This window comes from Anaeromyxobacter diazotrophicus (assembly GCF_013340205.1).
In the GTDB taxonomy this organism is placed as follows: Bacteria; Myxococcota; Myxococcia; order Myxococcales; family Anaeromyxobacteraceae; genus Anaeromyxobacter_A; species Anaeromyxobacter_A diazotrophicus.
This window is the reverse complement of sequence record NZ_BJTG01000006.1, coordinates 15,668-42,654: the sequence shown is the minus strand read 5'-3', so window position 1 is coordinate 42,654 and position 26,987 is coordinate 15,668. Positions and strand designations below refer to the sequence as shown.

Here is a 26,987-nt window from a genome sequence, read left to right as displayed (position 1 = left end):
ATGAGCGAGCAGCGCAAGCCCCTGGTCCTGGTGGTCGAGGACGACCCCGAGATCGCGGCCATCGAGACGGAGTCGCTGGAGGCCGAAGGCTACACGGTCCTCACCGCCCGTCACGGGCGGCACGCCCTCGACCTGCTCGCGGCGGCCGAGCCGGCGGTCATCGTGCTCGACCTCATGATGCCGGAGATGGACGGGCTCGCCTTCCTGCGCGAGTACGCGCTCCGGCCCGGCCGGCGCGCCCCGGTGCTTGCCGCCTCGGCCTTCGACGGGTACCTCGCCACCGCGCTCGAGCTCGGAGCGGCCGTCGCGCTCGCGAAGCCCTTCGACCTCGACGCCTTCCTGCGGCAGGTGAACGCGCTCGCCCGGGGCGCCGCCCCCGACAGGCCGGCGGCCCGCCCCATCCCGCTCGACGAAGGGCAGCGCCTACGGGCGGTGCTCGAGCTCGAGCTCGACCGCCCCTCCCCGACGGGGGCGCTCGACGCGTTCGCGAAGCGGGTGGCGGCCATCTTCGACGTCCCGGTCTGCCTCGTGTCCATCGTCCTGCGGGATCAGCAGTACTGGCACGCCCACTGCGGGCTGCCCGACGACCTGGCCCTGGCGCGCGGCACCCCGCGCGACGACTCGTTCTGCACCCACGCCGTGGTGGCGCGGGCGGCGCTGGTGGTGCTGGACACGCGCGAGAACCCGTTCTTCTCCTCCAACGTGCTGGTCCGCGAGCGCGGGCTGCGCTTCTACGCCGGGGTGCCGCTGGTGTCGCGGGGCGGCCTGGCGCTCGGCACGCTCTGCCTGCTCGACTTCAAGCCGCGCCCGTTCACCGCGTTCGACCTGGAGCTGCTCTCGGTGCTCGCCCGGCGCGTGCTGGCCGAGCTGGAGTGGCGCGAGCGCCACCAGCGCCCGGGCCAGCCGGAGAGCGCCTTCTCCTCGCTCGCCTGGCTCGACCGCGAGCTGCACGTGCTCGGCCGCGAGGCGTTCTCGCAGGCGCTGCAGGTGTCGTCCCTGCGCGCGGCCGAGCGGCGTCAGGCGCTGGCGCTGGCGGTCCTCGCGCCCGAGCCGGCGCGCCTCGGCGAGACGGTGGCCGCGCTGAAGGCGGCCTTCCCGCGCGCGCTGGCCGGGCGGCTCGGGCCGGCGCTGCTCGGGGTGCTCCTGCCGGACGCCCGGCGCACGGACGCGCTCGAGCGGGTGCGGGCGGCGGCGCCCGGCGTGCGGGCGCACTGCCTGGACGTGCCGCACCTGGTCGGCAGCACCGAGCCGCTCCTGCTGCGCGCCGAGGCCGAGCTGGCCGGCCCGCCCCCCCGGCCGTCCCTGCGCGACGTGTCCTCCGGCTCGCCGGCGGGCGGCTAGAGGATCGACCAGGGCCGCGGGACCACCACCGACTCCCAGGCCTCGAGCGCGAAGCGGTCGGTCATGCCCGACACGAAGTCGGTCACCGCGCGCGCCACGCTGTCGCCCGGCCGCGGCGCGACCTCGAAGCGCCGCCGCAGGCGCTCCGGGTCGGCGGCCAGCCAGGCGTACAGCTCGCGCAGGATCCGCTGCGCCTTCTGGAGCTCGTCGTTGACGGCGGGGTTCTCGTACACGCGCCGGTAGAGGAACTCGCGGAGCGCGATGAGCGCCTCGTGCACCGCGGGCGACATCTCGACGTGCCCCCCGCCGTCGAGGTCGGTGGCGCGGATGACGTCCCCCACCAGCGTCGCCAGCCGCTCGCCGTGGCTCGCCCCCAGCGCGCGGCGCACCTCGGCCGGGACCTCGTCCTCGGCCAGCAGCCCCGCCCGCACCGCGTCGTCGAGGTCGTGGTTCACGTAGGCGATGATGTCGGCGAGCCGCACGATCTCCGCCTCGAGCGTGAGCGCCTTCGCCCCCGAGCCGGTCATGAGCACGTTCCCGCGCCCCTTCGAGTGCCGCAGGATGCCGTCGCGCACCTCGGCCGTGAGGTTCAGCCCCTCGCCGCCCGCCTCCAGCACCTCCACCACCCGCACCGACTGGCGCACGTGGTGGAACCCCCCCTCGGCCAGCGCGTCGAGCGCGCGCTCCCCGGCGTGCCCGAAGGGCGTGTGGCCGAGGTCGTGCCCCATGCAGATGGCCTCCACCAGCATCTCGTTGAGCCGCAGCGCGCGCGCGATGGAGCGCGCCACCTGCGCCACCTCGAGGGTATGGGTGAGGCGGTTCCGGTAGTGATCGCCGCGGGGCGCGAGGAAGACCTGGGTCTTGCCCTGCAGGCGCCGGAACGACTTGCAGTGGACCACGCGGTCGCGGTCGCGCTGGTAGGCCGGCCGCAGGTCGTCGGCGGCGAGCGGCCGCTCTCGCCCCCGCGACGCCGCCGAGAGCGCCGCCCGCGGGTGCAGCGTGCGGACCTCCTGCTCCTCCAGCATCTGGCGGATGGTGCCGGTCATCGTCTAGCTATTACCCATAGAAGCTCCGCTCCAGCACCGCGATGAACAGGTTCGACAGCGCGTGCAGCAGGACCGGCGCCGCCAGGCCCCCGCTGCGCTCGCGCACCCAGCCGAAGAGGAGCCCGGGGAAGAAGGTGGCGAGCCGCCAGGGCTGCAGCACCACCAGGTGCCCGAGGGCGAAGAGCGCCTGCGTCGCCAGGAACCCGGCGCCGAGCCGCGCACCCAGCACCGTCACGCCGCGGCCCGGGGCGGTGGCCGCCCAGGTGGTCTGCATCCACCCGCGGTAGAAGAGCTCCTCCGGCAGCGCCACCACCAGGAGCTGCACCGCGGCCAGCACCGCGAAGCGCGCCGGCAGCCGGAGGTGCGGCGCGGGCGGGAGGGCGTACGGCGCGAGCACCGCCGCGAGCCCGCGCGGCAGGTGCGGCAGGAGCCGCCCGTAGGCCCAGAACCCGGCGAAGAAGAGCGGGAAGACCACGGCCGCGACCGCCAGCGCGAACGCGAGCCCCCGGCCCCAGGCGCGCCAGGTCGCGCGGCTCCCGAGGCCGCTCCAGGGCAGCCCGAAGTCGGACCACCCCTCCCCCTCCGCGCGCAGGCGCCGCTCCGGGAGCACGATGAAGAGGAAGGCCGCCACGCCGGCCAGGTTGCCGGCGAGGAGCCCGGTCGGCTCGAAGCCCGACACGACCTTCGCCGCGGCGAGGAGCGCCACGGCCGCGGCCCAGGTCAGGACGAGCTCGCGCCGGGCGCGCGCCGGCGCGCGCCGGGCGAGGGAGAGGCTCACCCGGGCATCTTAGGCTACGGACAGCTCGTCTTGACGGTGATCGTGATCTTGTTCGAGACGAGCGGCTTCGGACCCGGGTTCACCACCGTCGCGTCGTAGCTGCCCGGCTGGATGAGCGTGAGGTCGGCGCTCACGTGGATCTGCCCGCCGACGCACTGGCCGAGCGCGTCGGTCCCGTTGAGGCAGCTCGTGTCGAGCGGCGAGTCGGTGATGCTGTTGCCGGTCACGTGCACCACCGAGGACGGGTAGAAGAACTGGCCCGAGGCCGTCCCGTCGAACCTGCCGCCCGACTGGACGCAGGTGCCGACCGTGCCGTTCACGGTCCCGAGCACCGGCGTGCCCTCCGTCACGGTGAAGGCGAGCGGGTTCGAGGTGGCGCCGCCCGGGTTCGAGACCGTCACGTCGTACCGGCCCAGCTTGAGCGTGCTCGGCGCCGGCGCGTCCACGGTGAGCTCGCCGGGCCCCTTGACCGTCAGGTTCGAGAGCGGGACCGGCGTGACGGAGCCGGTCGGCGCCATCGCCACCGTGGCGCCGGAGAGGAAGCCGAGGCCCTGCAGGTCGAGCGTCTGGGGCGCCGTCTGGCTCTGCGAGACGAGCGCCGGGGTCAAGGTCCTGGCCACCAGCGCGTCCACCACCGTGACCGTGAGCGGGTTCGACACCAGCCGGCCCGGCATGTTGAGCAGGCGCACCTCGATGGTGGCCGGCTGGGACGCCGTACCGGCCGCCTCGGCGGTGAGGTCCATCGCCTGGGCGGGCAGCGTGGCCGTCCCGGCGGCGCCCAGGGTGAGCGGCAGCTCCTGCGTCTGGACCGCGCCGCTCACGCGGACGCTGAGGGCCTGGGGCGGGCTCGCCGGGTCGAGGCCGTCGAAGGTGAACTTGAGGGCCGGCGCCGCGCCGCGGCCGATGGTCGCGGGCGTGACGGACAGGAGGTGCGGGTTGCCGGTGGGCAGCACGCAGCCGCCCGTGACGCACTGGAAGCCGGCGGCGCAGCCGTGGCCGCACACGCCGCAGTGCAGCGCGCTCGTCTGGAGGTCGGCGCACTCCGCGCCGCAGGCGGTCTGGGGCGCGGTGCAGGAGGCGGTACCGCCCTTCTTCGAGCAGGCGGCCCCGGCGGCGAGCAGGAGCGCCAGCGCGAGCGGCGCGCTCCGCCGCGCCGCGGCCGCCAGCGCCGGGGCGAGCCGGCGCCGGCGGGTGGCGAGCACCGCGCCGAGGAACGCCAGCGCCGCGAGGTCGCCGCCGCCGCCCGTGCCGCAGCCGCCGGACGACGCCTGCTTGATGGGCGTGGTCTGGGAGGTCGTGACGCCGCCGTTGACGCACTGGCCGGCCGAGCAGGTGCCCGGGTTGCAGTGCACGTTCTTGCAGGCGTCGTCGATGCAGGCCCCACCGCTGCAGACCTGTCCCGCGCCGCACTGCACGGTCGCGCACTTGGGATCGGTCACGCAGGCGCCGCTCACGCAGGCCTGCCCGGCGGCGCAGGCGGGGGAGCAGGCGGGCTCGCAGAAGCCGTCGGCGCTGCAGGTCTCGCCCGCCGCGCAGCCGACGTAGCTGCAGGAGCGGACGCAGTCGGCGACGTGGACGCCGCCCACCGCCGGCCCGACGCGGCAGAACGTGCCGGTGGGGCAGGTGAGGCCCGCGCACGGGTCGGTCGTGCAGATGCCGGAGACGCACACCTGGCCCTGGCCGCTGCACTGCGTCGGCGTGGACGTGCAACCACCCGCCACGCACTGGCCGTTCGAGCAGCCCGCGCCGGCGCCGCAGGTGAAGGCGAGGCCCTGGCACGGATCGACGCACTGCCCCGACTGGCACACCTTGCCGGCGGGGCAGGCGGTGTTGCTCACCCCGCACGGCACGGGGGTGCAGCTCCCGCCGCTCGTCAGGCACTCGAAGCCGGCCGGGCAGCGCGCGTTCTCGTTGTTGCAGGTGATCGGCAGGCAGACGCCGGCGCCCGGCTGGCAGGTGAAGCCGGTCGAGCAGAGGTTGCCGTCGTCCACCTGGCCGTTGCAGTCGTCGTCGAGGCCGTTGCACACCTCGGGCTGCGGGGTCACCTCGCCCTCGCAGGCGCCCCACAGGCCGCCGGTGCAGGTCTGCTTCCCGTGGACGCACTGACCCTTCTTGGCCGGGAGCGGGCCCGGGTCGGTCGCCGCGGGGCCGTCGTAGCACTCGCGCTGCGCGCCCTCCGCGCAGGCCACCGGCTGGCAGGCCTGCTCGTTCGCGTCCGGGACGCCGTTGCAGTTCGCGTCGGCGCCCGGCGTGGTGCAGTCCACCGCGCCCGCCTTCGCCCCCACGCACTGGAGCCCGCCCCCGGGCGCGCACTTGAGGACCCCCTGCGCGCAGGCGCCGAGGAGCCCGGTGGTGCAGGTGGTGTTGGGGTCGGAGCAGCCGAACCCGAGGTTGAAGAGGGTGTTGAGGACGATGCGGGTGCCGGCGGTCTGGCCGCTGAGCGCGGTGCTGACGCTCGGCGAGTAGTCGTGCCCGCCCAGGTAGGCGACCGTCCCGCGCAGCGCGCCGTCCGTCCCCGTCACCTGGATGGTGCTGCCGACGTCCCAGGCCGGCGGCGAGGTGGTGGTGGGCGACAGGGTCGTGATGAGCCGCTGGACCCCGGGCAGGTAGGCGCTCGCGACCGGCTTCGAGGCGTCCGGGTAATAGGTCGTGATGGCGCCCGAGACGATGTTGTAGGCGAAGTCGCCGACCTGGAGGTTCGGCTGCGCGGGCGCGAGGAGCGAGCTCGTCGAGTTGGCGCCGTTCCACTTCAGCATGCCCGCCGGTGACTGGAAGCGCGTGGCCGGGATGCCGAGCGGGTTGCTGTTGGCGTTGTCCTGACCGACGATCCCCTCGAGCGCCTGGATGCCGAGGCACTCGACGAAGAGGTTGTTGCCCGCGTTGACGAAGGAGGAGATCGAGCGGAGCTGCCACGCGAGCGTGTCGCCGGTGGTCACCGGCGGCAGCGGCGGGACGACGTTCGGATCCGTCGAGCCGGTCGGCGTCGGGCCGTGGGTGTCCCAGTGCGGGATCCACAGCATCTTGTAGTTGCCCTTGGCGAGCTGCGTGTCGGCGTACGTGCCGCCGGCCGGCGGGATGAAGTCGCCGCCGCAGAGGATGTCGTAGATGAGCCCGGAGTTCGCGCCGGTGTTGAAGTTCGGCGCGCACAGGCTGCCGTTGCAGACCTGGGGGATGGCGGTGTCGCCTCCGGGGCTGGCGAGGTACGCGAGCACCGCCGCCTTGTCGCAGCTCGGGCCGAGGCCGCCGGCGCAGTCGCCGTTGCCCGTGCAGGGCCAGGAGAGCCCCGCGGCGACGGCGTACTGGTACATCACGTTGCTGGAGGTCTTCCCGCTCACCGGCGCCGTGATGTTGAGGATGGCGAGCTTGGGCGGCGGCCCGGAGAGCGGCCGCACCTGGTTGGCGTGGAAGCCCACCTGCACCTTGTGGATGTCGACCACCGCCTCGCTCTTGAAGCGCGCGAAGTCGGGGTCGTTCTGGAGCAGCGACACGACGTTGAAGCTGGCGACGTCGGTCGCGTCGATGACGAAGGGCCCGCCGATGTAGTTGACGGTGGACCCGAGGCCCGCCACGTCGGCGAAGGTCCCGCCCGCCCAGCTCATCTTCTGCGCCACCACCCCGGAGCTCGCCGTCGCGGTGACGTCCGCGGCGGTGACCGAGGTCTTGCCGTTGTCGATGGCCCAGTAGACCGGGACGTTGTGCTTGAGCAGGAAGTAGACGAGGCCGTACGCGCGGAAGACGCCGTCGTCGCGCGTGGTGGTGCACCCGACCGTCTGGTTCGACGCGGACGTGTCGCGGTGCTGGTAACAGTTGTCCATCGGGATGACGAGCGACCCGGCCGCGAAGTCGCGCGCGCCGGGCCCCTGCGGCCCGCAGGTGGACGCGCCGGTGAGCGCGATCCCAGCCGCCGTCAGGAGCGTCGTGGTGATCAGGGTCCGCCGCATGGCAAGTCTCCCGTCCGTGTGACCCGCGCATGTTAGCAACGGACACGCCCCGCTCGCGCCGTACGTTTCGAGCGCACACCGCCCCATGTGGCAACTGGGCGCGCGGCTGACAGTGAAGCAAGCGGGGAGCGCCACACGAGGGGCGGCCCGCCCGCCCCATCGCGGGCACCTGCGGATCTCGCGAGCGCGCGGGCCTCTGCGGCGCCGGACGGGGTTGAGCGGCCCCTCTCCCCGGCCCTCTCGCCCTCTCCCCGGCCCTCTCCCCGCTCCGCGGGGCGAGGGAGAAGAGAGGACGCTGCGAGACCGTCAGCCCGCCTCGGGCGCCCCGATCGCCTTGCGCACCGCCTCGAGCGGGACCTCCGGCTCGAAGGGCTTGCGCAGGATCTCGTTCGCGCCGATGCGGCGGTACATGTCGATCTCGCGGTCGGAGATGCGCGCGCTCATCAGCACCAGGAACGTCTTCTTCCAGTGCGGGTGCGCCTTCACCAGCCGGCACACGTCGGCGCCGTTGATCTTCGGCATGTAGATGTCGAGGAGGACGGCGGCCGGGTCGAGCGCGGCCATCTTGCGGAAGACCTCCTCGCCGTCCATCGCCGCGCCGACCGCGTAGCCGGCGTCCTCGAAGGCGGCGGTGAGCGCGTCCACCAGCGCGCTCGAGTCGTCCACGATGAGGACCGTCTTGCGCTTGCTCATCGGCCGGCCGTTATATCCCAGGACCGCATGGACCGCGAACCAGCCGTGGCGGGCCGCTTCTACCCCGGAGGCCGGGCGGAGCTGGCGCGCGAGGTGGCGGCGCTGCTCGGGGACGCGAGCGAGGCGGCGCCCGCGGTGGCGGTGCTCGCCCCACACGCGGGCTACCTGTACTCCGGAGGCGTCGCGGGGGCGACCTACGCGCGCACCGCCGTACCCGAGCGCGCGGTGGTGCTCTGCCCCAACCACACCGGGCTCGGCGAGCCGGTCGCGCTCTGGCCGGACGGCGGGTGGCGCACGCCGCTCGGCCGCGTGCCGCTCGACCCCGAGCTCACCGCGGCGCTGCGCGGCTGCCCGGGCGTGCGGCCCGACCGCGCCGCCCACCTGGCCGAGCACGCGCTGGAGGTCCAGCTCCCGTTCCTCCAGGCGCGCCGGCCGGAGGTGGCGATCGCCGCGCTGTGCCTCGGCCCGCTCACCGTGGAGGCGTGCCTTGCGCTGGGCGAGGCGCTGGCGGGCGCGCTGCGCGCGCGGCCGGCGCTGCTCGTCGCCTCCTCGGACATGAGCCACTACGTGTCCGCCGAGGAGGCGCGCCGGAAGGACGCCCTCGCGCTCGACCGCTTCCTGGCGCTCGACGCGCGCGGCCTCTTCGAGGTGGTCGAGCGCGAGGAGATCTCGATGTGCGGCTACGTCCCGGCGACGGTGGCGCTGGCCGCGGCGCGCGCCCTCGGCGCCGCGCGCGCCGAGCTCGTCCGGTACGCGGACAGCGGGGACGTGACCGGCGACCGCGCCCACGTGGTCGGCTACGCCGGCGCGGTGGTCCGCTGACGCCTCCGGCCGCGCCGCCACAGCCCCCAGCCCGCCGCCGCCAGCGCCAGCGCGCCCCCGCCGCCCCCGCTGCGGCACCCGCACCCGCCGGCCGACACGGGATAGGCCGTGCAGACCCCGTCCACGTCGTCGGGCTTGAGCACGCGCTTGTCCGTGTCGCCCGGGGCGGCCGAGGGCGCCATGACCGGCTCCTGGGGGCCGGACGGCGAGGGCACCTTGGGGCAGGCGTCGAACGGCGCCGGGTAGCTCGCGACGCACACGTGGTCGAGCCCCACCATGTGCCCGGCCTCGTGGGTGACGGTGTTCCCGACGTCGATCTCCACGCACCCGGCCTGGCCGAAGACCGGATCGGCGCAGACGGGCGCCGGGGGATCGGCGCAGGTGAGGTAGAAGCCGGTGAGGTCCGGGGCGGGCAGGCCGTTCCAGCCGTTCACCTCCATGTCGGCGTCGAGGATCTCGCCCGAGTCCAGGCGGTAGGTCACCGTGGTGAGCGCGAGGATGCCCCCTCCGCCCAGGGCCGCGTCGTGCGACCAGCAGTCGTGCCGCGCGATGCACGCCCCGAGGTCTCCGCCCTGGCAGTCGGGGTCGGAGGTGAGGGTAGCGCAGAGGCCCTGCCGGAAGACGATGAGGTTCACGTTGGTCGCGCCCGGCGAGCCGTCGTACCCGAGCTCGGCGCGCGCCGTGTCGCCCCCGTCCACGAAGCGGAAGCTGGTGCAGGGCGCCGCCTCGCCGGCGCGCGCCGCCGTCGACCAGGCGACGACGCTGCGGCGCGCCAGGTCGGCCGCCGCCGCGGGCGAGTCGCAGCCCGGCATCGAGCGGAACCCGCTCGCGTTCACGTGGTAGATGACGCGCGGGTCCTTCCACCAGAGCGGCTTCCCCTGGTCGGGGTGGCCCGGCACGGTGGTGCTGCGCACGAAGCCGCCGCCGGCGAGGAGGAGGAGGACCGCCGCGGCGCCGAGCCGCGCGCGCCGCCTCACGGCACCGCCCTCACCCGCCGCTCCAGCTCGTCCAGCGCCAGCTCCTCCACGCGCCGCTCGCCCGCGCGGAGCGCGGCGCGCGGGACGAAGCTCAGGCCGGAGAGGTCGGGCCGCGCCGCCGGGCCCTTCACCGCGAACTTGCCCTGGGCGAGGCCGGTGACGCGGTAGGGCCGCGCACCCCCGCCCCACAGGAACAGCACCACCTCCTCGCCCGGCGCCAGCCGCGGCGCGCCGTCCACCCGCTGGCCCAGGCCGTCCACCTCGCCGCCCGGCACCACCACCGCGACTCGACTCGCCGCCGCGCCGCGCCAGGCGCTCGCCACCTCCACCTCCACCTCCGTCTCGATGCGCCGGTGGTCCGCCGACCACCTGGCCGCGGCCGACGCGACGCGCCCGCGCACCACCGCTGACGACGCGCGGGCCAGCTCCTCGATCGAGGCGGGCACCGCCACGGCTGCGGCGCCAGGCCGCGGGGCGGCGCCGAGGGCGGCGAGGAGGGCCAGGAAGGCAGGGGAGCGGCTGCTCACGGCTGCATGCTAGCAACGGGGGACGCCGGCCGCTGCGCCGCGGCCGCCCCCGCGGCTTTTCATGCTAGCTTCCGCGCGCATGAGTACGGACAAGCCCCGGGTGCGCTTCGCACCCTCCCCCACCGGATACCTGCACATCGGCGGCGCCCGCACGGCGCTCTTCAACTGGCTCTGGGCGCGCCGCACCGGCGGCACCTTCGTCCTCCGCATCGAGGACACCGACCGCGAGCGCTCGACCCAGCAGGCGGTCGACGCCATCCTCGACGGGCTGCGCTGGCTGGGCCTCGACTGGGACGAGGGCCCCGAGGTGGGCGGTCCGTACGCCCCCTACTCGCAGACCGAGCGGCTCGCGGTCTACCAGCGCTACGCCGAGAAGCTCATCGCCGAGAGGAAGGCCTTTGCGTGCTACTGCACGCGCGAGGAGCTCGACGCCGGCCGCAAGCGCGCCGAGGCCGAGAAGCGCCAGTTCAAGTACCCCGGCACCTGCCGCGAGAAGCCGTACGACCCCTCGCGGCCGCACGTCATCCGGTTCCGGATGCCGGAGACCGGCGCGACCACCTACCACGACCTGGTGAAGGGCCCCATCACCACCCCGCACGACACCCTGCAGGACGAGGTCATCCTCCGCGGCGACGGCGTGCCCCTCTACAACTTCGGCGCGCTCGTCGACGACATCGAGATGAAGATCTCGCTCGTCGCGCGCGGCGACGACCACGTCAACAACACCGCCCGCCAGATCCTCATGTACGAGGCGCTGGGGGTCCCGGTGCCGGTCTTCGCGCACCTGCCGATGATCCTGGGGGCGGACAAGACCCGGCTCTCGAAGCGCCACGGCGCCACCAGCGTCACCGCCTACCGCGACATGGGCTACCTCCCGCACGCGGTGGTGAACTACCTGGCCCGCCTCGGCTGGTCGCACGGCGACCAGGAGATCTTCACGCTGGACGAGCTGGTCCAGCACTTCGACTTCAAGGACGTGGGCGCGACCGCCGGCGTGTTCAACCCCGAGAAGATGACCTGGGTGAACCACGAGTGGATGCGCAAGCTCCCCCGCGACGAGGTGGCGCGGCGGGCGGTCCCCTACTTCCGCGCCGCCGGGCTCCCGGCGGAGGACGGCGAGAAGCTGCGCCACGTGGCCGACGTCGCGCGCGAGCGCGCCAAGACCTTCGGCGAGATGGTGCAGCAGTTCCGCTACTTCTATGCGCCCATCCAGCTCGACCCGAAGGCGAAGGACAAGTTCCTGACCCCCGACGCCCGGCCCACCCTGCAGGCCATCCGCGACGGCGTGGCGGGGCTCCCGGCGCTCGAGACCGCGGCGCTGGAGAAGCTCTTCCAGGACACCGCCGCCGCGCGCGGGCTTTCGGTCGGCAAGGTGGCGCAGCCGGTCCGGGTGGCCCTGACCGGCGGCACCGCCTCGCCCGGCATCTACGACGTGGTGCAGATCCTGGGGCGCGACGAGACCCTGGCGCGGCTCGACGCGGCGGCGAAGGTGATCGGGTGAGCGGCCCCTCGCCTCGCCCCCGCGCGCGCCGGGCGCCCGACCCCCGCGGCGCCGGCCCGGCGCGCGCCGTTGACGCCGGGCCGAACGCCCGGTAAGCAGAGGCTTGACGTGCGGGTACCCTCTCGCTATAAGGCCGCGCTTGCTGCGGTTTGCCTGACGGCGGCCGCGGCGGCTCGTGCGGAGCGGGTGGCGGGTGCCGCCCTCCCCGACGAGGCCCGGCCGGTGGAAGCCAACCGGTACCGGGTCGAGAAGAGCTACGAGGAGACGCTCAAGTTCTACAAGGCGGTCTATCCTCCCGGGCGTTATCCCCGGAAGGCGATCGTCAACCAGCCGGGCGTGAAGGCGGTCCACATCGTGAACCCGGAGTCGAAGCCGGGCGGCTGGGAAGGTCTCAACGTCTACGAGCTGAACGGCGAGACGCGGGTGTTCGTGCTGGTCTCGCCGAAGGAGAAGAAGAGCCGGCGCTGAGCCGGTGGATCCTTGGGGGATCGTCTAACGGCAGGACGCCAGTCTCTGGATCTGGCTATCAAGGTTCGAGTCCTTGTCCCCCAGCCAATTTCGTAGCGCGGCCGTTGACTCCAGCACCGGCCGCCGGTAGATCAGCAGCAGTTTCGTGGCCCCTTAGTCTAGTGGTTAGGACGTCGGCCTCTCACGTCGAAGACATGGGTTCAAGTCCCGTAGGGGTCACCATCTCCGCCCCGCCACTTCGTCCGAGTGGCGGGGTTTTTCTTTGCCCGCGCCGCCGGCGCTAGGCGCGCGCGGCGGGCCGGGCGGCCGGCCGCGGCGCGAACGAGGCGGCGGGCTCCTCGCCGGCCGCGAGCCGGAACGTGGCCACCAGGCCCGACAGCTCCTGCGCCTGCGCGGCGAGCTCGGACGACGCCGAGGAGGACTCCTCCGAGCTGGCGGCGTTCTGCTGGGTGACCTTGTTCATCTGCTCCATGGCCGCGGTCACCTGCCCGACGGCCCGCGCGTGCTCGCCGGAGGCCTCCGACAGCTCGGCCACGATCCCCGCCACCTTGGTCACCTCCGCGGTGATGCGGCCCAGGTTCTCGGCCACCTCCCGCGCCGTGCGGTCGCCCTCCGCGGCGTGGCCCACCGACTCCTGGATGAGCGCCTCGGTCTTGCTGGCCGCCTCCTTCGAGCGCAGCGCGAGCGACCGGACCTCCTCCGCCACCACCGCGAAGCCCCGCCCCGCCTCGCCCGCCCGCGCCGCCTCGACGGCCGCGTTGAGCGCGAGGAGGTTGGTCTGGAAGGCGATCTCGTTGATGTCCTTGATGATCTGCGAGGTGCTCTCGGCGGAGGCGCGGATCTTCCCCATGGCGTCGCCCATCCGCTGCATCGACTGCTGCCCGCCCTCGGACAGCCCCTTCGCCGACTGGGCCAGCCCCTGAGCCGCCGCGGCGCCGTCGCCCGCGGTCCGGATCATGGCCGTCATCGACTCGAGCTGGCTCGACGTCTCCTCGATCGAGCTCGCCTGCTCCGAGGCGCCGCTCGCCACCGCCTGGCTGGCGGAGGCGATCTGCTCGGTGGCCGAGGAGAGGTCCTGGGCCGAGCGCGCCACCTGGGCCAGCGCAGCCTCGAGGGCCGCCGCGCTGGCGTTGATGGCCTCCTGGATGGCCGCGTGCTCGCCGGCGTACTTGCCGGTCACGCGCGCGGTGAGGTCGCGCTCGGCGAGCCGCGCCAGCACGCGCGAGGCCTCCTGGATGGGCGCCAGCACCGCCTCCAGCGTGGCGTTCACCCCGGCCACCACGCGCCGGTAGTCGCCCTCGTGGCGCCCCGGGTCCGCCCGCGTCGCGAGCCGCCCCTCCAGCGAGGCGTTCGTGAGCGCCTCCATGTCCGCCACCAGCCGCTGCACCGCGGTGACGCAGCGGTTGATCGCGTCCCGGGTGACGACGTACTCGCCGCGGACCTCGGCGGTGAGCAGCTCCGGCAGCTCGCCGTGCGAGAGCTTGTCCATGTAGTCGCTGATGATCCGGAAGCGCCGGGTGAAGGTCTGCGCCACGGCGTTCACGCCGCGCACGATCGGCCGGAACTCCGGCGTGACCTTCGCCTCGTCGCCGCGGACGTCGAGCGCCCCGGCCTCCACCGCGTCGCGGACGGTCTGCGCCTCGGCGTCGAGCGCGGCGACGGTGTGGCCGAGGCTCCGGGCGAGCAGCCAGCCGAGGAGCGCCATGAGCCCGGCGGTGGCGAGGAACCCCGCCAGCAGCATGACCCCGGCCGCGGCGCTGGCGGCCCCCCCCGCCGAGCGATCCTCCGACGCGTGCCGGCGGGTGATGTGGACGATCTCCCGCAGCGGCGCCTCGGCCGACACGAGCGCCTCGGTCGCGAGCTGGAACTCCCGGGAGGCCTGGAGCTCCGCGTCGCGCGCCTCGTCGTACCGGTCGTCGCGGGCGAGGCGGTCGCGCGCCTCCAGGCGCTCGCTCAGCTTGTCGGTGTGGGCGCGCCACCCGGCGTAGAGCGGCTTCCAGGCGCCCTGCAGCTGCAGCACCTCCTGGCTGTGCGGGATCTCGAGCCAGCGGGCCATCGCCTCGTCGATGGCGCGGAACGACTCCTGGGCCAGCTGGCGGCACGCCAGCCGGGTCTCCTGGGAGGTCCCGGTCACGAGCTGGCAGCCCAGGCCGCGCATGGCGCGGTCGTGCGCGTCGGCGCACTCGCCCAGCGCCACCAGGCTCGGGACGGTCACCCCGGCGCTGCGATCGAGCTTCTGGCTCACCCGGCTCATGGCGGTGTAGGCCACCCCGCCGGCGAGCGCGGTGAGCGCGAGCGCGGCGCCGAAGCTGGCCAGCACCTTGTGGGCGATCTTCAGGGACGAGAGCATGGGCGGAGGGTCCTCGCGGCAAGTGGCAGCTCGCCACACCCCCTGCGCCAGCCGTGCCAGCGCCTCCGGCGCGTAATTCGGCCATTCAGGGGAGCCCTCCGCCCGGCGGCTCGCGAGTCTCCCCCGCGCCGGGTCAGGCGCAGGGGGTCGCTCTCGACCCGCAGGGACGGCCCGCGCGCTACCCGAGCTGCTCCTGCAGCACCGACCGCACCAGCGCGGGGTCGGCCGAGCCCTGCGTCTCGCGCATCGCGGCGCCGAGCAGGAAGCCGAAGAGCTTCTTCTCGCCGGCCCGGTACCGCTCCACCTCGGCCGCGCGCGCCGCCAGCGCGCGCTCGACCGCCGCCGCGACCGCGCCGCGGTCGTCGATGCGCTCGAGGCCCAGCTCCGTCATGCGCGCCGCCGGCTCACCGCCGCGCGCGACCAGGTCGGCGAGCAGCGCCTTGGCGGCGGCGGCGGGCAGGCGCCCCGCGTCGACGAGCGCGACGAACCGGCCGAAGGCGGCCCCGTCGAGCGGGAGCGCCGCGAGCTCGCGGCCCTGCGCCAGCCCGAGCAGGTCGTTCGTGAGCCAGCGCGCCACGCTCGCGGCGCGCGGGTGGGCGGCGAGCGCCGCGTCGAAGTAGCCGGCGGTGGCCAGGTCGGCGGTGAGGACGTCGGCGTCCTCCTCGGAGAGGCCCAGGCCGCGGTAGCGCGCGAACCGGTCGGCCAGCTCCGGCGTGGCGGCGCGCTGCTCCGCGCGGGCGTCCGCCCGCGAGCGCCGCGCCGGGCCCGCCTCGCCGCCGCCGGCCGGCGCCTCGCGCCGCGGCTTCGGGGGCGGCGGCTCGGCCGGCTTGGCGGCCCGCGCCGCCCACGTGTCCTTGAGCGTGAGGGTGCGGTTGAAGGCGGGCGCCCCGGGGCGGGAGTCGACCGGGTCGGCGAAGAAGTACCCCTGCCGCAGGAACTGCCAGCGGGTCCCCGGCGCCGCCTCGCCCAGGGCGGGCTCGACGCGGGCGCCGGCCGCCACCGTCAGCGAGTCCGGGTTGAGCGCGGCGAGGAAGTCCGGCTCGGCGTCCGGCTGCGCGACGGCGAAGAGCCGGTCGTAGAGCCGGACCGGGGCCGGGAGCGAGCGCGTGGCGTGGACCCAGTGCACCGCGCCGAGGCCGCGGCGAGGGGCGCCTTCGCCGAACGAGGCGGGGTCGTGGCTGACGCGGAGCGCCTTCACCTCGCCCGCCGGGCCGCGCACCACCTCGTCGCACCGCACCACGTAGCCGCCGGCGAGCCGCACCTCGCGGCCGGGCGCGAGCCGCTTCCAGCCGGCCGGCGGGTCCTCGGCGAAGTCCTCGCGCTCGATGAGCAGCTCGCGGCCGAACGGCACCTGCCGCGTCCCGCGCTCCGGCTCGCCCGGCCACCAGGGGAGCGTGAGCTCCTCGATCCGCCCGGCGGGCCAGGTGGTCACCTCCACCGGCAGCGGCGAGAGCACCGCCATGGCGCGCGGCGCCCGGCGCTCGAGGTCGGCGCGGAGGGCGAACTCGAGCTTGCCGATGTCCACCACGCTGTTGTTCTTCGCCACCCCGATGAGCTCCGCGAAGTCGCGCAGCGCCTCGGGGGTGACGCCGCGGCGGCGCAGCCCGGCCAGGGTGGGCATGCGCGGGTCGTCCCAGCCCGAGACGCGCTTCTCGTTCACGAGCTGGAGCAGCTTGCGCTTCGAGAGCACCGTGTAGCCGAGCGCCAGGCGCGCGAACTCGTACTGGCGCGGCCGCGGCTCCCACGGGCCGAGGTGGTCCAGCACCCAGTCGTACAGCTCGCGGTTCGACTCGAACTCGAGCGTGCAGATGGAGTGCGTGACGCCCTCGAAGGCGTCCTCCAGCGGATGGGCGAAGTCGTACATCGGGTAGATGCACCAGCGGTCGCCCGTCCGGTGGTGGTGCGCGTGGCGGATCCGGTACAGGAGCGGATCGCGCATGAGCACGTTGGGGTGCGCCATGTCGATCCGCGCCCGCAGCACCGCGGCACCGTCGGGCAGCTCCCCCGCCCGCATCCGGCGGAGGAGGTCCAGGCTCTCCTCGGCCGGGCGCTCGCGGAACGGGCTCGCCACGCCTGGCCGGTCGAAGGCGCCGCGCTGCTCGCGGATGGCCTCCTGCGGCTGCGTGTCGACGTAGGCGTGCCCCTCGCGGACGAGCCGCTCGGCGCAGGCGTACATCCGCTCGAAGAAGTCCGAGGCGTAGGTGAGCCGGGACCACTCGCACCCGAGCCAGCGCACGTCGGCCTCGATGGCCTCGACGTAGCTCGTGTCCTCGGTGGTGGGGTTCGTGTCGTCGAAGCGCAGGTGCGTCTGGCCGCCGAACCGCGCCGCCAGGCCGAAGTTGAGCAGGATCGACTTGGCGTGGCCGATGTGGAGGAAGCCGTTCGGCTCCGGCGGGAAGCGCGTCACGACGCGCCCGCCGTTCTTCCCCTCGGCGAGGTCGGCCTCGACGCGGTCGGTCAGGAAGTTGCTGGAGGAGCTGGGCTCACGGCGGGGGGCGTTCCCCGGCCCCACGGAGGCTTCGGCCATGCATCGCGTGTACCCCAGGCGGGCGGGGGCCGCAACACGGCGGCGCTCGGTCGAGCCGATCGCGCCGGCGCCGCCCCGCCCCCTCAGCGCCACACGTCGACGAGCTTCCCCTTGTGCCCCGGCTCGCGCAGGAGGAGCCCTTCGCTCTTCCACGCCCGCCCCGCGGCCGGCCCCACCCACCAGCCCTTCGGATCCGAGCGCCGGAAGGTCTTGCGGAACCAGCCGTGCACGTCCTCGAAGATGCTGCGCAGCGCGCGGTGCTTCCCCTGGTTCGTGCTCGAGTCGTCGGTGACGTCGAGCTCGGCCCACAGCCGCCCGCCCACCAGCTCGCCCTCCTCGTTCAGGAGCGAGCGCTCGTAGTGGAAGACGGGCGAGGGGATCTCCTCGATGACGAGCATGCCGCGGTCCGGGCCGCGCTTCACCGGGTGGGCGATGACGGGGCCGAGGCGCTCGGCCGCGAGGTAGTAGGCGGGGGCGTCGAGCGCCGGGACGAGCTGCTCGTCCGCGCGCGGCGGCGTCAGGCCGGGCGGCACGAGCTCCGGGTAGACCGTCAGGCCGTGGCGCGCCAGGAAGCGGAACAGCGCCAGCTCGTCGGCCGGCAGCATGAAGTAGCGGAGCGTCGCGGGCACGGGTCCTCGCTCACCGCCCGCCGGCGGCGGGGGTGGGTGGGGCCGCGCCAGCGGGCGCGGCCGGGGGAGCGCCGGGCGGCGGCGGGCGGAGCGGCGGCTCCTCCTCGCGCACGCCCGGGAGCGGGCCGATGATGACGGTGGGCGCCAGGGCGGGGGGCCTGGGCCGCGGGACCACCGAGACCGTCCCGAGGTCCACCGTGGCGCCGGCCGCCACCGCCACACGCAGCTCGACCGGCGTGGCGTCGAGGCCCGGCGCGGGGGCCCGCCGGAACGCCAGGTGCCAGCTCCCGGCGGGCAGCCGCACCTCGAAGGCGCCGTCGGCCGCGATGGGCACCGCCAGGTGGAGCCGCGCCACGATCGCCGTGGCGCCGGCGATCCCGCGCCCCGGGTCGACCACCCGGCCGCGCACCAGCCCCTCGCCCGCCACCGCGTCGCGCGGCGGCGGCCGGAGCGGCCAGCGCACGAACCGCACCTCGGCCACGTCGGACTGCATCTGGACGACCGCGCCGTCGGGCGCGAGCGCGAACTCCCGGAACTCGTACCGCCGCGCGCCGGGCGGCACCGAGTTGACCGCCGAGAGGTGGCCGTGCTGGTCGAGCGCCAGCAGGAGCACCTCGGCCTGCGGGGTGCCGTCGTCGCCCCCCTCGGCGCGGTCCACCGCCAGCACGATCTCGCCGCGCCGGTCGACGCCGACGAGGCGCACCCCGGTGATGGGGACGCGCGAGTGGAGCTGGACCGTGCGGCGGACGCGGCCGTCGCGCGCCGAGAGCTTCACCGCCGCGCGCCAGCGGTCGAGCCGCACCGCCTGCGCGTACAGGTCGCCGGCCGGGATGCCCGGCAAGAGCCCCTCCGCGCGCAGCCCGCCCCACCCCAGCTCGGCCTTCACCGCCTGGCCGTTCTGCATGAGGAAGATGGGGCGCGAACGGCCGGCGCAGAGCTGGGCGACGCCGCGCAGCGAGGGCGGGAGCGCGCCGCCGACCAGGGTGCGCCCGCTCGCGTCGTGCTCGGTGAGCGTCGCCTGCTCGTTCTCGGTGTAGATGAAGACGTGGCCGTCGTCGGCCACGACCAGGTCCGCCTCCGTGAGCGGCTCGTCGCCGGCGTGGCGGCGCAGCGGGAAGCTGCCGGCGAACCGCCCGTGGGCGTCGAAGCGCTGCACGCGGCCGTTGAGCGTGTCGAGCACCCACAGGCCGCCCTGCGGCCCCACGGCGAAGCTGGGCGGCCCGAGCGCGTCCTCGTCGTCGCGGCTGGGGTTGCCCGAGAGGCCGAACTGCCCGGCCGCCCCGCCCGCGGCCCCCCTCACCCAGATCTGCTCCCCGGCGGCGCTCGCCGGCGCGACGGCCGTGCCGGGCAGATCGAGCGCCGGGGTGTCGGGCGCGGTGGCGACGAGCGCGTCGGGCGCGGGGGGCGGTGCCGGCGCGTTGGCGCAGCCGGGCGGCCGCTCCTCGGGCCAGACCTCCACCGTGCCGAGGTCGTGCGTCTGCCCGGCGGCCACCTGCACCTCGTCCACCCGCTGGTCCGGGACGAGCCCCGGCCCGGCGATGACGAGCGAGTAGCTGCCCGGCGGCAGCGCCAGCGCGAAGTGCCCCTCGGCGTCCGCCTGCGCGCCGGCGTCGCGGCCGATCACCGTCACCGAGGCGTGCGGCGGCGCGGAGGAGCACCCCTTGTGGCGCAGCGTGCCGACCACCGTGCCGGACGGCCGCGCCGCGGCGTGGGCCGGCGCGGGGGCGGCGAGCAGGGCGACGAGGAGGAGGCCGGCGGGCACGGCGCGCATCCTACCGCGGAGCGGGGGGCGGGGGCGCGTCAGGCGCGCCCGGGCCGCGTCAGCTTCGCGGGATCCAGGATCCGGCGCGCCTCGGCGGCGCCGAGGCCGCTCCCCTCCTCCGCCAGGTCCACGATGGAGCGGCCGGTCCGGACCGACGCCTTCACGATCTCGGCCGCCGCGGCGTAGCCGATGCGGGGCGCGAGCGCGGTGGCGAGGCTCACCGTGCGCTCGGCGTAGTGGCGGCAGCGCGCCTCGTCCGCCTCGAGCCCCTGCGCGCAGCGCTCGTCGAAGGCGCGCACGGCGGCGGCCGTGATGCCGAGCGCGTGGCACAGGTCGAAGGCGACGAGCGGCATCATGACGTTGAGCTCGAGCTGGCCGCCGCTCGCCGCCGCGGCCACCGCCGCGTCGAGGCCGATGACCTGGTAGCTCACCATGGCCAGCATCTCGGCCATGGAGGGGTTCACCTTCCCGGGCATGATCGAGGAGCCGGGCTGGACGGGCGGGAGCCGGAGCTCGCCGAGCCCGGTGTTGGGGCCCGAGCCGAGGAGCCGCACGTCGCCCCCGAGGCGGAGGAGCTCCACCGCCGACCCCCGCAGCGCGCCCGAGATCGCGACGAAGGGCGCCAGGGACTGCATGGCGTAGAACGGGTTCGGCGCCAGCACCAGCGGCGCGCCGGTGAGCTTCGAGAGCTCCTCGACCATGAGGGCCGGGTAGCGCGGGTCGGCGTTGAGCCCGGTCCCGACCGCGGTGCCGCCGATGCCGAGCGCGCCCGCCTCCGGCAGCGCGTTGAGCAGCCGCGCCGCCGCGGCGCGCAGCGCAGCCGCCCACCCCGACACCTCCTGGCCGAGCCGGATGGGCGTCGCGTCGTTGAGGTGCGTGCGGCCGGACTTCACGATGCCGTCCCAGTCCTCCGCCTTCTGCTGGAACGTGTCCGCCAGGCCCTGGAGCGCCTCCACCACCGGCGGCGCGAGCTCGAGCGCCGCCAGCCGCATGGCGGTGGGCACGACGTCGTTGGTGGACTGCCCCAGGTTGACGTCGTCGTTGGGGTGGACGAGCTTCGCGTCGCCGCGCCGGCCGCCCAGCAGCTCGCAGGCGCGGTTCGCCAGCACCTCGTTCACGTTCATGTGGTGGGAGGTCCCGGCCCCGGCCTGGTAGACGTCCACCACGAACTGGTCGCGCCACCGGCCGGCCAGGACCTCCTCGGCCGCCGCGGCGATGGCCTTGGCCTTGCGGGCGGGGAGCAGCCTCAGCCGCCCGTTCACCCGCGCCGCGGCGAGCTTCACCCGCACCGTCGCGTCCACGAAGGCGGGGTGCGGGCGGAGGCCGGAGATGGGGAAGTTCTCCAGGGCGCGCGCCGTCTGCGCGCCGTAGAGCGCGTCCGCCGGCACGGCCAGCTCGCCCATCGTGTCGCGCTCGAGGCGGGTCCTCGCCGCCCGCGCCTTCCGCTTCACGGCACCACCAGCCGCACGGGGCTCTCGATGACCGCCTTGAAGGTCTGCAGGAACCGGGCGCCGGCGGCGCCGTCGATGACGCGGTGGTCCCCGGAGAGGCCGAAGCGGCAGCGCTCCATGGCCACCAGCGCCCCGGTCGCCTCGTCCACCCACGGCACCTTCTGCGAGGCCCCCACCGAGAGGATGGCCGCCTCGGGCGGGTTGATGATGGCGTAGAAGGCGTCGATCCCGAACATGCCCAGGTTGGAGACGGTGAAGGTGCCGCCCTGGTACTCGTCCGGCTTGAGCCGACGGTCGCGCGCCCGCTTGGCGAGCTCCCGCGAGGCGCGCGCCACCTCGAACACCGACAGCCGGTCGGCGTCGCGCAGCACCGGGGTGATGAGCCCCTCCTCGACCGCCACCGCCATGCCCACGTGCACGCCGGCGTGGCGGACGATGCTCTCGCCGGCCCAGGCGGCGTTCACCTCGGGGTGGCGGGTGAGCGCGTCGGCGGCCGCCTTGAGGACGAGGTCGTTGAGCGAGATCTCCCCCTGCCCGAGCTCGTTGAGCTGCTCCCGGAGCGCCACCGCGCGCCGCATGTCGGCCGAGATCTCGAGGTAGAAGTGCGGCGAGCCGGGCTTCGCGACGGCGAGGTTCCTGGCGATGGCCTTGCGCATGGGCGAGAGCGGCAGGCTCTCGTCGCGCAGGGTCCGCTTCGGCGGCAGCTCGCGCTTGCGCTTCGCGGGCGCGGCGGCCGGGGCGCGCGCCTGGGGCCCGCGCTCCACGTCGGCGAGCACCACCCGCCCCCCGGGCCCCGACCCGCCGAGCGCGGCCAGGTCGATCCCGCGCTCGCGCGCGAGCTTCCGCGCGGCGGGCGAGGCGATGACGCGCCCGTCGCGCCCGGTCCCCTGGCCCGCGCCCGCGGGTGGAGGGCCTGAGACGGGGGCGGCAGTCGGGCTCGCGGTCCTGGTCGCGGTCGCGGTCCTGCTCGCGGTCGTGCTCGAGGCCGCGGCCCTGGTCCGCGCGACGGCCGCCGCTTCGGGCTCGTCCGCGCGAGGCCGCGCCGGCTGCGACGACTCCTTCGACGTCTCGCCCCCCGCGATGGTCTCCTTCGCGGCGTCGGGCGCGCCCTTCGGCTGCGCGGCCGGGATCTGCTCGCCGCGCGCGCCCACCCAGGCGATGGGCGTCCCGACCGGCGCCGTCTCGCCCTTCTGCACCACGATGCCGAGGAGCACGCCCGACTCGAACGCCTCCACGTCGAGGGTGGCCTTCTCGGTCTCCACCTGGGCGATGACGTCGCCCGCCTTGACCTCCTCGCCCTCCTGCTTGAGCCAGTCGGCGAGCTTGCCCTCGGTCATCTCGTCCGAGAGCTTCGGCATGTTGATGGGCTTGGGCATGGTCAGGTCCTGTAGAGCACGTTCTTGCAGGCCTCGACGACGCGCTCGGGCGTCGGCAGGACCTCGTGCTCGAGCGGCTTGGCGTAGGGCATGGGCACGTCGCGCCCGGTGACGCGCAGCACGGGCGCGTCGAGGTCGTCGAAGGCGTGGCGCTGGACGGCGTCGGCGAGCTGCGCGCCGGAGCCCATCCACGGCCACCCCTCCTCGACGATGACGCAGCGGTGGGTGCGGGCGACCGAGCCGAGCACCGCGGGGAGGTCGAAGGGCCGCAGCGTGCGCGGGTCGATGACGCAGGCGTGGATCCCCTCCTGCTCCAGGAGCTCCGCCGCCTTCAGCGCCACGAAGCGCATCTTCTGCCAGGCGACGATCGTCACGTCCCCGCCGTCCCTCACGATCTCGGCCTGCCCGAAGGGGATGAGGAGCTCGCCCTCCTCCACCTCGCCCTTCGAGCCGTAGAGGACCTCGGACTCCATGAAGACCACCGGATCCTCGTCGCGGATGGCGGTCTTGAGCAGGCCCTTCGCGTCGCGCGGGGTGGCCGGCACCGCCACCTTGAGCCCGGGGATGTAGGCGTAGATGTTCTCGAACACCTGCGAGTGCTGGCTCGCGAGCTGGTGGGCCGCGCCCTGCGCGCCGCGGAAGACGACCGGGCAGGTGAGCTGCCCGCCCGACATCGAGCGCATCTTGGCCGCGTTGTTCACGATCTGGTCGTAGGCCAGCAGCGCGAAGTTCCAGGTCATGAACTCGATGATGGGGCGCAGCCCGGCGATGGCGGCGCCGACGCCCAGGCCGGCGAAGCCGAGCTCCGAGATCGGGCTGTCCACCACGCGCCAGGGGCCGAACTCCTTGAGGAGCCCCTGCGACACCTTGTAGGCGCCGTTGTACTGGCCGACCTCCTCGCCGAGGAGGAAGACGCGGTCGTCGCGCGCCATCTCCTCGCGCATCGCCTGGTTGAGCGCTTCACGGTACGACAGGACGGGCATGCGCCGGTTCTTGCGCGCCTCCGCCGCCGCCGCAAGGAAAAGCGAGGGGGCGGGCCCCGCGGGCTCGCCCCCTCCCGTCACTCGCCGTCAGCCCGGCCTAGTGGCCGTGGAACAGGGCCGGATCGGCGATCGAGCCCTTGCCGTGGCAGACCGTGCAGGCCTCGGCGCCGGTGCCGCCCAGCGTGCCCGCCTGGTCGATCGCCCCCTGGGTCAGTCCGGTGCCGCTGATGGTGGTGGTCCCGACCGTGGCCACGCCCACGCCGCCGTTCTGGGCCATGTGCGCGGTCGGCTGCGCCGACTGGTGGCACGAGGAGCAGATGCCCGCGCCGTGCGTCGTCCGCAGGAACGTCGTCTGATCCGTGACGGTGGCGCCGCCCGTCGTGATGGTGATGCCGTTCACGATGCCGGTGTCGGCGCTCGGGAGCGGGTTCGTGTCGGCGTGGCACGCGTCGCAGTGGCCGACCGAGTTGCCCTCCGGGAACTGCACGTCGCGGAAGTCGTTCACGCTCTTCCCGAACCCGTAAACCACGATGCCCTGCGTGAACGGATCATGCTTCCCGGCGTGGATCCCGTGGATCATCGCCCCGAACTGGATGCTCTGCTCGATCTTCCCGTCCACGCCGGCCGTGGTCCCGGGGCGCTGGCTGATGTCGGTCGCCTGAGCGTTGTGGCAGATGACGCAGCCCTCGATCTTGTCGGTGCGGTTGTTGCCGTGCAGGGAGAGCAGGCCGTGGCACTTGTCGCACTTCTGGATGTCGACCACCACGCGCCGCGGGGTGGCGGTCGCGTCCGTGATCGGGAAGTACTGGATGGCGTTCGTCACGGAGAACCGCGTGCCGGTGGAGGTGCCCGGGTGTCCCTCGATGAGCACGACGCCGGAGCCCTTCGCGTCGGAGGGGACCGGCTTGCTCGAGGTGACCACGTAGGTGCCATCGGTGTTCTTCGTGACCGTGCCGGCCTTCACGCCCGCCAGCACGTCGACCGAGACCGGCTGCGCGGCGCCGTTCCCATTCCCCGAGTTGTCCCAGTCCTCCCCGGCCTTGACGGACCAGCCGATCGTGACGGCGAGCCGGCTCGCGCCGTTGGTGGTGTTGGTCCAGAGCGGGTCGGCGGCGAGATCTTGCGGCGCGTCGCTCGCAGTGGGGTTGGTGATGGCGATCGTGACCACCGGCGTCTGCGTCGGCGCGGTGTTGGTCACGCTCTTGATGGCGTAGCGCGACTTCTGCTGGTCGGGCGTCGGGATGCCGATCCGGTGCACGACGGTCGTGTCGACCTGCTTGCCGGCGCCGTGGCACTGGGTGCACTGACCGTCCTGCACCGCGCCGGCCGGGTGCGCGATGTACCCGGCCTTCGGCGGCGCCGCGGTGGGGCTCGGCGCGGCGGCCGTGAAGTCGACGCGGTCGTGGCAGGCGCCGCAGCTCTCGATGCTCGCCTGCGTCTTCCAGTAGTCGTTGCCGGTGCCGGTGGTCGCGCCGTGGCAGACCGTGCAGTTGCCGGTGTCCTGCGGGAAGCCGACGAAGGTGTAGTCGGTGCCGTTGATGACGATCTTGCCCGGGTACTGACCGGCCGTGGCGCCCGTGATCTTCGTCCCGTTCACGTTGTTGCCCGTCACGCTGGGCAGGTTCCCGCCCTGGTGGATCTTGTGGACCATCACCGCGAAGGCGAGCGAGGTGGAGTTCACGCTGGTCGGGTCGGGGTCGGGCGTGCCGGGGTTGTGGCAGGTGACGCAGTACTCGGTGCTGAGCCGCTTCGCGCCGTGGTGGGCGAGATCGCGGTGGCACTGGTTGCAGGAGGCGGTCGCGACGACGACGCGCGCGTTGTCGGCCTGCGCCTGCCCTCCCCCCGCCGCCACGTCGACGAACCCGTCGAAGGCCGGGTGGGTGTCGTCGACCGAGGCGCCGTTGTTCTGCATGCCGACGCGGGTGACGGCCGCCGGGTCGTAGGTCTCCGTCACGGCCGCGGTGGTGGACGGCGCCACTGGCGCGCTCAGGTCGCTCTTGAAGGTGTAGGTGCAGGTGCCGTCGCCGTTGTCCTTGAGCGTGCCGGCGACGCTGCCGCGGGCGCCCTCGGTGGCGGCGACCTTCACAGTCCCGATGAGCCGGTTGATGTAGCTCTGCCAGATCTTCGTCCCCGGGTTCTCCGGATCGTCGATGAGCTTCGCGACCGTGAAGTTGGGCGAGAAGGCGGCGTAGCTGCTCGAGCCACCGCCGGCGCAGGTGCCGGCGTCTTGCGTGAGCGCGGCGTCCTTGAAGAGCCGGTAGGTGACGGTCGGGGTCCCACCCTTGGCGCCTCCGTTGGGGATGCTGGCGGCGGTGAACTTCGCGTACAGTCGCGCCGCCGAGGTGCCGGTGGCGCTCGTGCCGCCGTCCGTCCCACCCGTCGTCCCGCCGGGCTGTCCAGGGGGTCCCGCCGGACCCCGGTCGCCCTTGCAAGCTGCCAGACCGATCGCCGCCGCGCATGCGGCCACGAGCGCCACGCTTCCGAGAGAAGGCTTCGTCATCCTTAGCCATCCTGGGCCCGGAACCAGCCCGTCCAAGGTGAATGCGGCACGCGACTCCGACTGCGGATCGCGTGGAAGGATGACACGATGACGGTGGGTGTCTAGGCACCCCCTTTGCGGCGTAGCAACCCGAACGGGTGCCCGTGCGCGCCTTTCGCCGCGTTTGCAGCGGGGCGACGGGGCGCCGCGGGCGGTGTCCCGAAAGGGGAAACGAGCGCTCGACCGGGTCGGCGGCGGTCAGATCTCGCGGTGCAGCGCCGGATCTTCGGCGGACGCGTAGACGTCCCGCCAGATCGACGCGACGTCGGGCTGCGGCCCCTCCTCGGCCGCGCGCAGCGCCGCCTCGACCACCTTCCCGACCTCGGCGTCGAGCTGCTCCAGCTCGGGCTGCGGCAGCTCGACGCTCCGCTCGCGCGCGCGGGCGAGCAGTACGTTCAGGGGATCGCGCTTCTTCTCCTGCTCGACCTCGTCGCGCGTGCGGTAGGTCGCCGGATCGGCCATCGAGTGCCCGCGGTAACGGTAGGTGCGCGCCTCGAGCAGCACCGGCTTCCCGCCCTCCGGGCGCACCTCGGCGGCGGCGCGCGCGACCGCGTCGCGGACCGCGAGCACGTCCATGCCGTCCACCAGCTCTCCCCGGAGATCGTGCGCGCAGGCGCGCCGCCACACCTCGGTGACGGCCGAGCTGCGCTCGATGGAGGTGCCCATCCCGTAGCGGTTGTTCTCGCAGATGAAGATGACCGGCAGCTTCCAGATGGCCGCCATGTTGAGCGACTCCCAGAAGGCGCCGTTGTTCACGGCCGCCTCGCCGAAGAGGCACACCACCACGCCGTCCTTCTTCTGGTACCGCAGCGCGAAGCCGACGCCGACCGCGAGCGGGATCTGCCCGCCGACGATCCCGTAGCCGCCGAGGTTGTGGCGGGGGGCGTCGAACATGTGCATCGACCCACCCTTGCCGCGCGCGATCCCGTTGGCCTTGCCGTACAGCTCGGCCATCACCTTCTCCGGCTCCGTCCCCCACGCCAGCGCGTGCCCGTGGTCGCGGTAGCCGTTCACGAGGTAGTCGCGCGCGGGATCGAGCGCCGTCTGCACCCCGATCCCCACCGCCTCCTGCCCGATGTAGAGGTGGCAGAAGCCGCCGATCTTGCCCTCGGTGTAGACGCGCCCCGCCGCCTCCTCGAAGCGCCGCAGGAGCAGCATGCGCCGGTAGAGGTCGAGGAGCGCCTGCTTCGCCGCGGGCGCGGTCTCCGCCCGAGGGGCGGCCGCCTCGCGGGCGGCGGTGTTCGCTTCGGCCATGCCGCGTTCTTTAGGGGGCGGA

19 protein-coding genes and 2 tRNA genes are annotated in these 26,987 nt (G+C 74.4%); 6 read left to right on the top strand and 15 right to left on the bottom strand.

What is annotated here, in order from left to right; genetic code table 11:
• Entirely contained in the window at positions 1-1,341 is a 1,341-nt protein-coding gene (locus HWY08_RS22035) for a response regulator (RefSeq protein WP_176065894.1), read from the top strand.
• Here the strand turns inward: HWY08_RS22035 and HWY08_RS13145 are convergent.
• The 4 genes from HWY08_RS13145 to HWY08_RS13130 all read right to left on the bottom strand — a co-directional run bounded on the left by HWY08_RS13145 (position 1,338) and on the right by HWY08_RS13130 (position 7,799).
• Positions 1,338-2,387, bottom strand: coding sequence for a deoxyguanosinetriphosphate triphosphohydrolase (locus HWY08_RS13145; RefSeq protein ID WP_176065893.1), 1,050 nt, complete (start codon positions 2,385-2,387; stop codon positions 1,338-1,340). The genes HWY08_RS22035 and HWY08_RS13145 overlap by 4 nt on opposite strands.
• A gap of 10 nt (positions 2,388-2,397) precedes the next feature.
• Entirely contained in the window at positions 2,398-3,165 is a 768-nt protein-coding gene (gene mrtX, locus HWY08_RS13140) for a myxosortase MrtX (protein WP_176065892.1), read from the bottom strand.
• 14 nt (positions 3,166-3,179) lie between these two features.
• The gene (locus HWY08_RS13135; RefSeq protein ID WP_176065891.1) at positions 3,180-7,106 is read right to left on the bottom strand and encodes a choice-of-anchor Z repeating domain-containing protein; all 3,927 of its coding nucleotides are present in this window, start codon (positions 7,104-7,106) and stop codon (positions 3,180-3,182) included.
• A gap of 306 nt (positions 7,107-7,412) precedes the next feature.
• Positions 7,413-7,799, bottom strand: a complete 387-nt coding sequence (locus HWY08_RS13130) for a response regulator (protein WP_176065890.1) — start codon at positions 7,797-7,799, stop codon at positions 7,413-7,415.
• Positions 7,800-7,826: 27 nt separating this feature from the next.
• Here HWY08_RS13130 and amrB point away from each other — a divergent pair, with 27 nt between their 5' ends.
• Positions 7,827-8,621 carry an AmmeMemoRadiSam system protein B gene (amrB, locus tag HWY08_RS13125; protein ID WP_176065889.1) on the top strand — a complete coding sequence of 265 codons (795 nt, stop codon included), beginning with the start codon at positions 7,827-7,829 and terminating at the stop codon, positions 8,619-8,621.
• On the opposite strand, the gene HWY08_RS13120 is transcribed toward amrB, so the two are convergent.
• The gene (locus HWY08_RS13120; RefSeq protein WP_176065888.1) at positions 8,597-9,598 is read right to left on the bottom strand and encodes a zinc metalloprotease; all 1,002 of its coding nucleotides are present in this window, start codon (positions 9,596-9,598) and stop codon (positions 8,597-8,599) included. The genes amrB and HWY08_RS13120 overlap by 25 nt on opposite strands.
• Positions 9,595-10,125: a hypothetical protein gene (locus HWY08_RS13115; RefSeq protein WP_176065885.1), complete on the bottom strand. Its 531-nt coding sequence runs from the start codon at positions 10,123-10,125 to the stop codon at positions 9,595-9,597. The genes HWY08_RS13120 and HWY08_RS13115 overlap by 4 nt, the downstream gene beginning before the upstream one ends.
• A gap of 79 nt (positions 10,126-10,204) precedes the next feature.
• Between HWY08_RS13115 and gltX the strand changes: the two genes are divergently transcribed.
• The 4 genes from gltX to HWY08_RS13095 all read left to right on the top strand — a co-directional run bounded on the left by gltX (position 10,205) and on the right by HWY08_RS13095 (position 12,316).
• Complete coding sequence (gene gltX, locus HWY08_RS13110) at positions 10,205-11,626, top strand: glutamate--tRNA ligase (RefSeq protein WP_176065883.1); 1,422 nt, start codon at positions 10,205-10,207, stop codon at positions 11,624-11,626.
• Between the two features lie 222 nt (positions 11,627-11,848).
• The gene (locus HWY08_RS13105; RefSeq protein WP_235969619.1) at positions 11,849-12,094 is read left to right on the top strand and encodes a hypothetical protein; all 246 of its coding nucleotides are present in this window, start codon (positions 11,849-11,851) and stop codon (positions 12,092-12,094) included.
• A 13-nt stretch (positions 12,095-12,107) separates the two neighbouring features.
• Positions 12,108-12,181: transfer RNA gene (locus HWY08_RS13100), tRNA-Gln, on the top strand.
• A gap of 60 nt (positions 12,182-12,241) precedes the next feature.
• A tRNA-Glu gene (locus HWY08_RS13095) sits at positions 12,242-12,316 on the top strand.
• A 58-nt stretch (positions 12,317-12,374) separates the two neighbouring features.
• Here HWY08_RS13095 and HWY08_RS13090 read toward each other — a convergent pair.
• The 9 genes from HWY08_RS13090 to pdhA all read right to left on the bottom strand — a co-directional run bounded on the left by HWY08_RS13090 (position 12,375) and on the right by pdhA (position 26,965).
• Positions 12,375-14,444 carry a methyl-accepting chemotaxis protein gene (locus HWY08_RS13090; protein ID WP_176065879.1) on the bottom strand — a complete coding sequence of 690 codons (2,070 nt, stop codon included), beginning with the start codon at positions 14,442-14,444 and terminating at the stop codon, positions 12,375-12,377.
• Between the two features lie 178 nt (positions 14,445-14,622).
• Entirely contained in the window at positions 14,623-16,971 is a 2,349-nt protein-coding gene (locus HWY08_RS13085; RefSeq protein WP_176065878.1) for a glutamine--tRNA ligase/YqeY domain fusion protein, read from the bottom strand.
• A gap of 83 nt (positions 16,972-17,054) precedes the next feature.
• A complete protein-coding gene (locus HWY08_RS13080; protein ID WP_176065876.1) occupies positions 17,055-17,600 on the bottom strand; it encodes a hypothetical protein in 546 nt (181 codons plus the stop codon).
• Positions 17,601-17,610: 10 nt separating this feature from the next.
• The gene (locus tag HWY08_RS13075) at positions 17,611-19,362 is read right to left on the bottom strand and encodes a carboxypeptidase regulatory-like domain-containing protein (protein WP_176065874.1); all 1,752 of its coding nucleotides are present in this window, start codon (positions 19,360-19,362) and stop codon (positions 17,611-17,613) included.
• A gap of 38 nt (positions 19,363-19,400) precedes the next feature.
• Entirely contained in the window at positions 19,401-20,813 is a 1,413-nt protein-coding gene (locus tag HWY08_RS13070; RefSeq protein ID WP_235969618.1) for an aspartate ammonia-lyase, read from the bottom strand.
• Positions 20,810-22,189: a dihydrolipoamide acetyltransferase family protein gene (locus HWY08_RS13065; RefSeq protein ID WP_176065871.1), complete on the bottom strand. Its 1,380-nt coding sequence runs from the start codon at positions 22,187-22,189 to the stop codon at positions 20,810-20,812. The genes HWY08_RS13070 and HWY08_RS13065 overlap by 4 nt, the downstream gene beginning before the upstream one ends.
• Positions 22,190-22,191: 2 nt before the next feature.
• Positions 22,192-23,253, bottom strand: coding sequence for a pyruvate dehydrogenase complex E1 component subunit beta (locus HWY08_RS13060; RefSeq protein WP_255499663.1), 1,062 nt, complete (start codon positions 23,251-23,253; stop codon positions 22,192-22,194).
• 16 nt (positions 23,254-23,269) lie between these two features.
• Positions 23,270-25,672, bottom strand: coding sequence for an OmcA/MtrC family decaheme c-type cytochrome (locus HWY08_RS13055; protein ID WP_176065867.1), 2,403 nt, complete (start codon positions 25,670-25,672; stop codon positions 23,270-23,272).
• A gap of 237 nt (positions 25,673-25,909) precedes the next feature.
• A complete protein-coding gene (pdhA, locus tag HWY08_RS13050; protein WP_176065865.1) occupies positions 25,910-26,965 on the bottom strand; it encodes a pyruvate dehydrogenase (acetyl-transferring) E1 component subunit alpha in 1,056 nt (351 codons plus the stop codon).
• Positions 26,966-26,987: the final 22 nt, after the last annotated feature.

What these genes read in the sequence shown, in the direction of transcription:
- HWY08_RS13145 (WP_176065893.1), bottom strand. Translation starts at nt 2,387, where the DNA reads ATGACCGGCACCATCCGCCAGATGCTGGAGGAGCAGGAGGTCCGCACG.
- HWY08_RS13085 (WP_176065878.1), bottom strand. Translation starts at nt 16,971, where the DNA reads ATGGCCGAAGCCTCCGTGGGGCCGGGGAACGCCCCCCGCCGTGAGCCC.
- amrB (WP_176065889.1), top strand. Translation starts at nt 7,827, where the DNA reads ATGGACCGCGAACCAGCCGTGGCGGGCCGCTTCTACCCCGGAGGCCGG.
- gltX (WP_176065883.1), top strand. Translation starts at nt 10,205, where the DNA reads ATGAGTACGGACAAGCCCCGGGTGCGCTTCGCACCCTCCCCCACCGGA.
- HWY08_RS13065 (WP_176065871.1), bottom strand. Translation starts at nt 22,189, where the DNA reads ATGCCCAAGCCCATCAACATGCCGAAGCTCTCGGACGAGATGACCGAG.
- HWY08_RS13090 (WP_176065879.1), bottom strand. Translation starts at nt 14,444, where the DNA reads ATGCTCTCGTCCCTGAAGATCGCCCACAAGGTGCTGGCCAGCTTCGGC.
- pdhA (WP_176065865.1), bottom strand. Translation starts at nt 26,965, where the DNA reads ATGGCCGAAGCGAACACCGCCGCCCGCGAGGCGGCCGCCCCTCGGGCG.
- HWY08_RS13130 (WP_176065890.1), bottom strand. Translation starts at nt 7,799, where the DNA reads ATGAGCAAGCGCAAGACGGTCCTCATCGTGGACGACTCGAGCGCGCTG.
- HWY08_RS13135 (WP_176065891.1), bottom strand. Translation starts at nt 7,106, where the DNA reads ATGCGGCGGACCCTGATCACCACGACGCTCCTGACGGCGGCTGGGATC.
- HWY08_RS13055 (WP_176065867.1), bottom strand. Translation starts at nt 25,672, where the DNA reads ATGACGAAGCCTTCTCTCGGAAGCGTGGCGCTCGTGGCCGCATGCGCG.
- HWY08_RS22035 (WP_176065894.1), top strand. Translation starts at nt 1, where the DNA reads ATGAGCGAGCAGCGCAAGCCCCTGGTCCTGGTGGTCGAGGACGACCCC.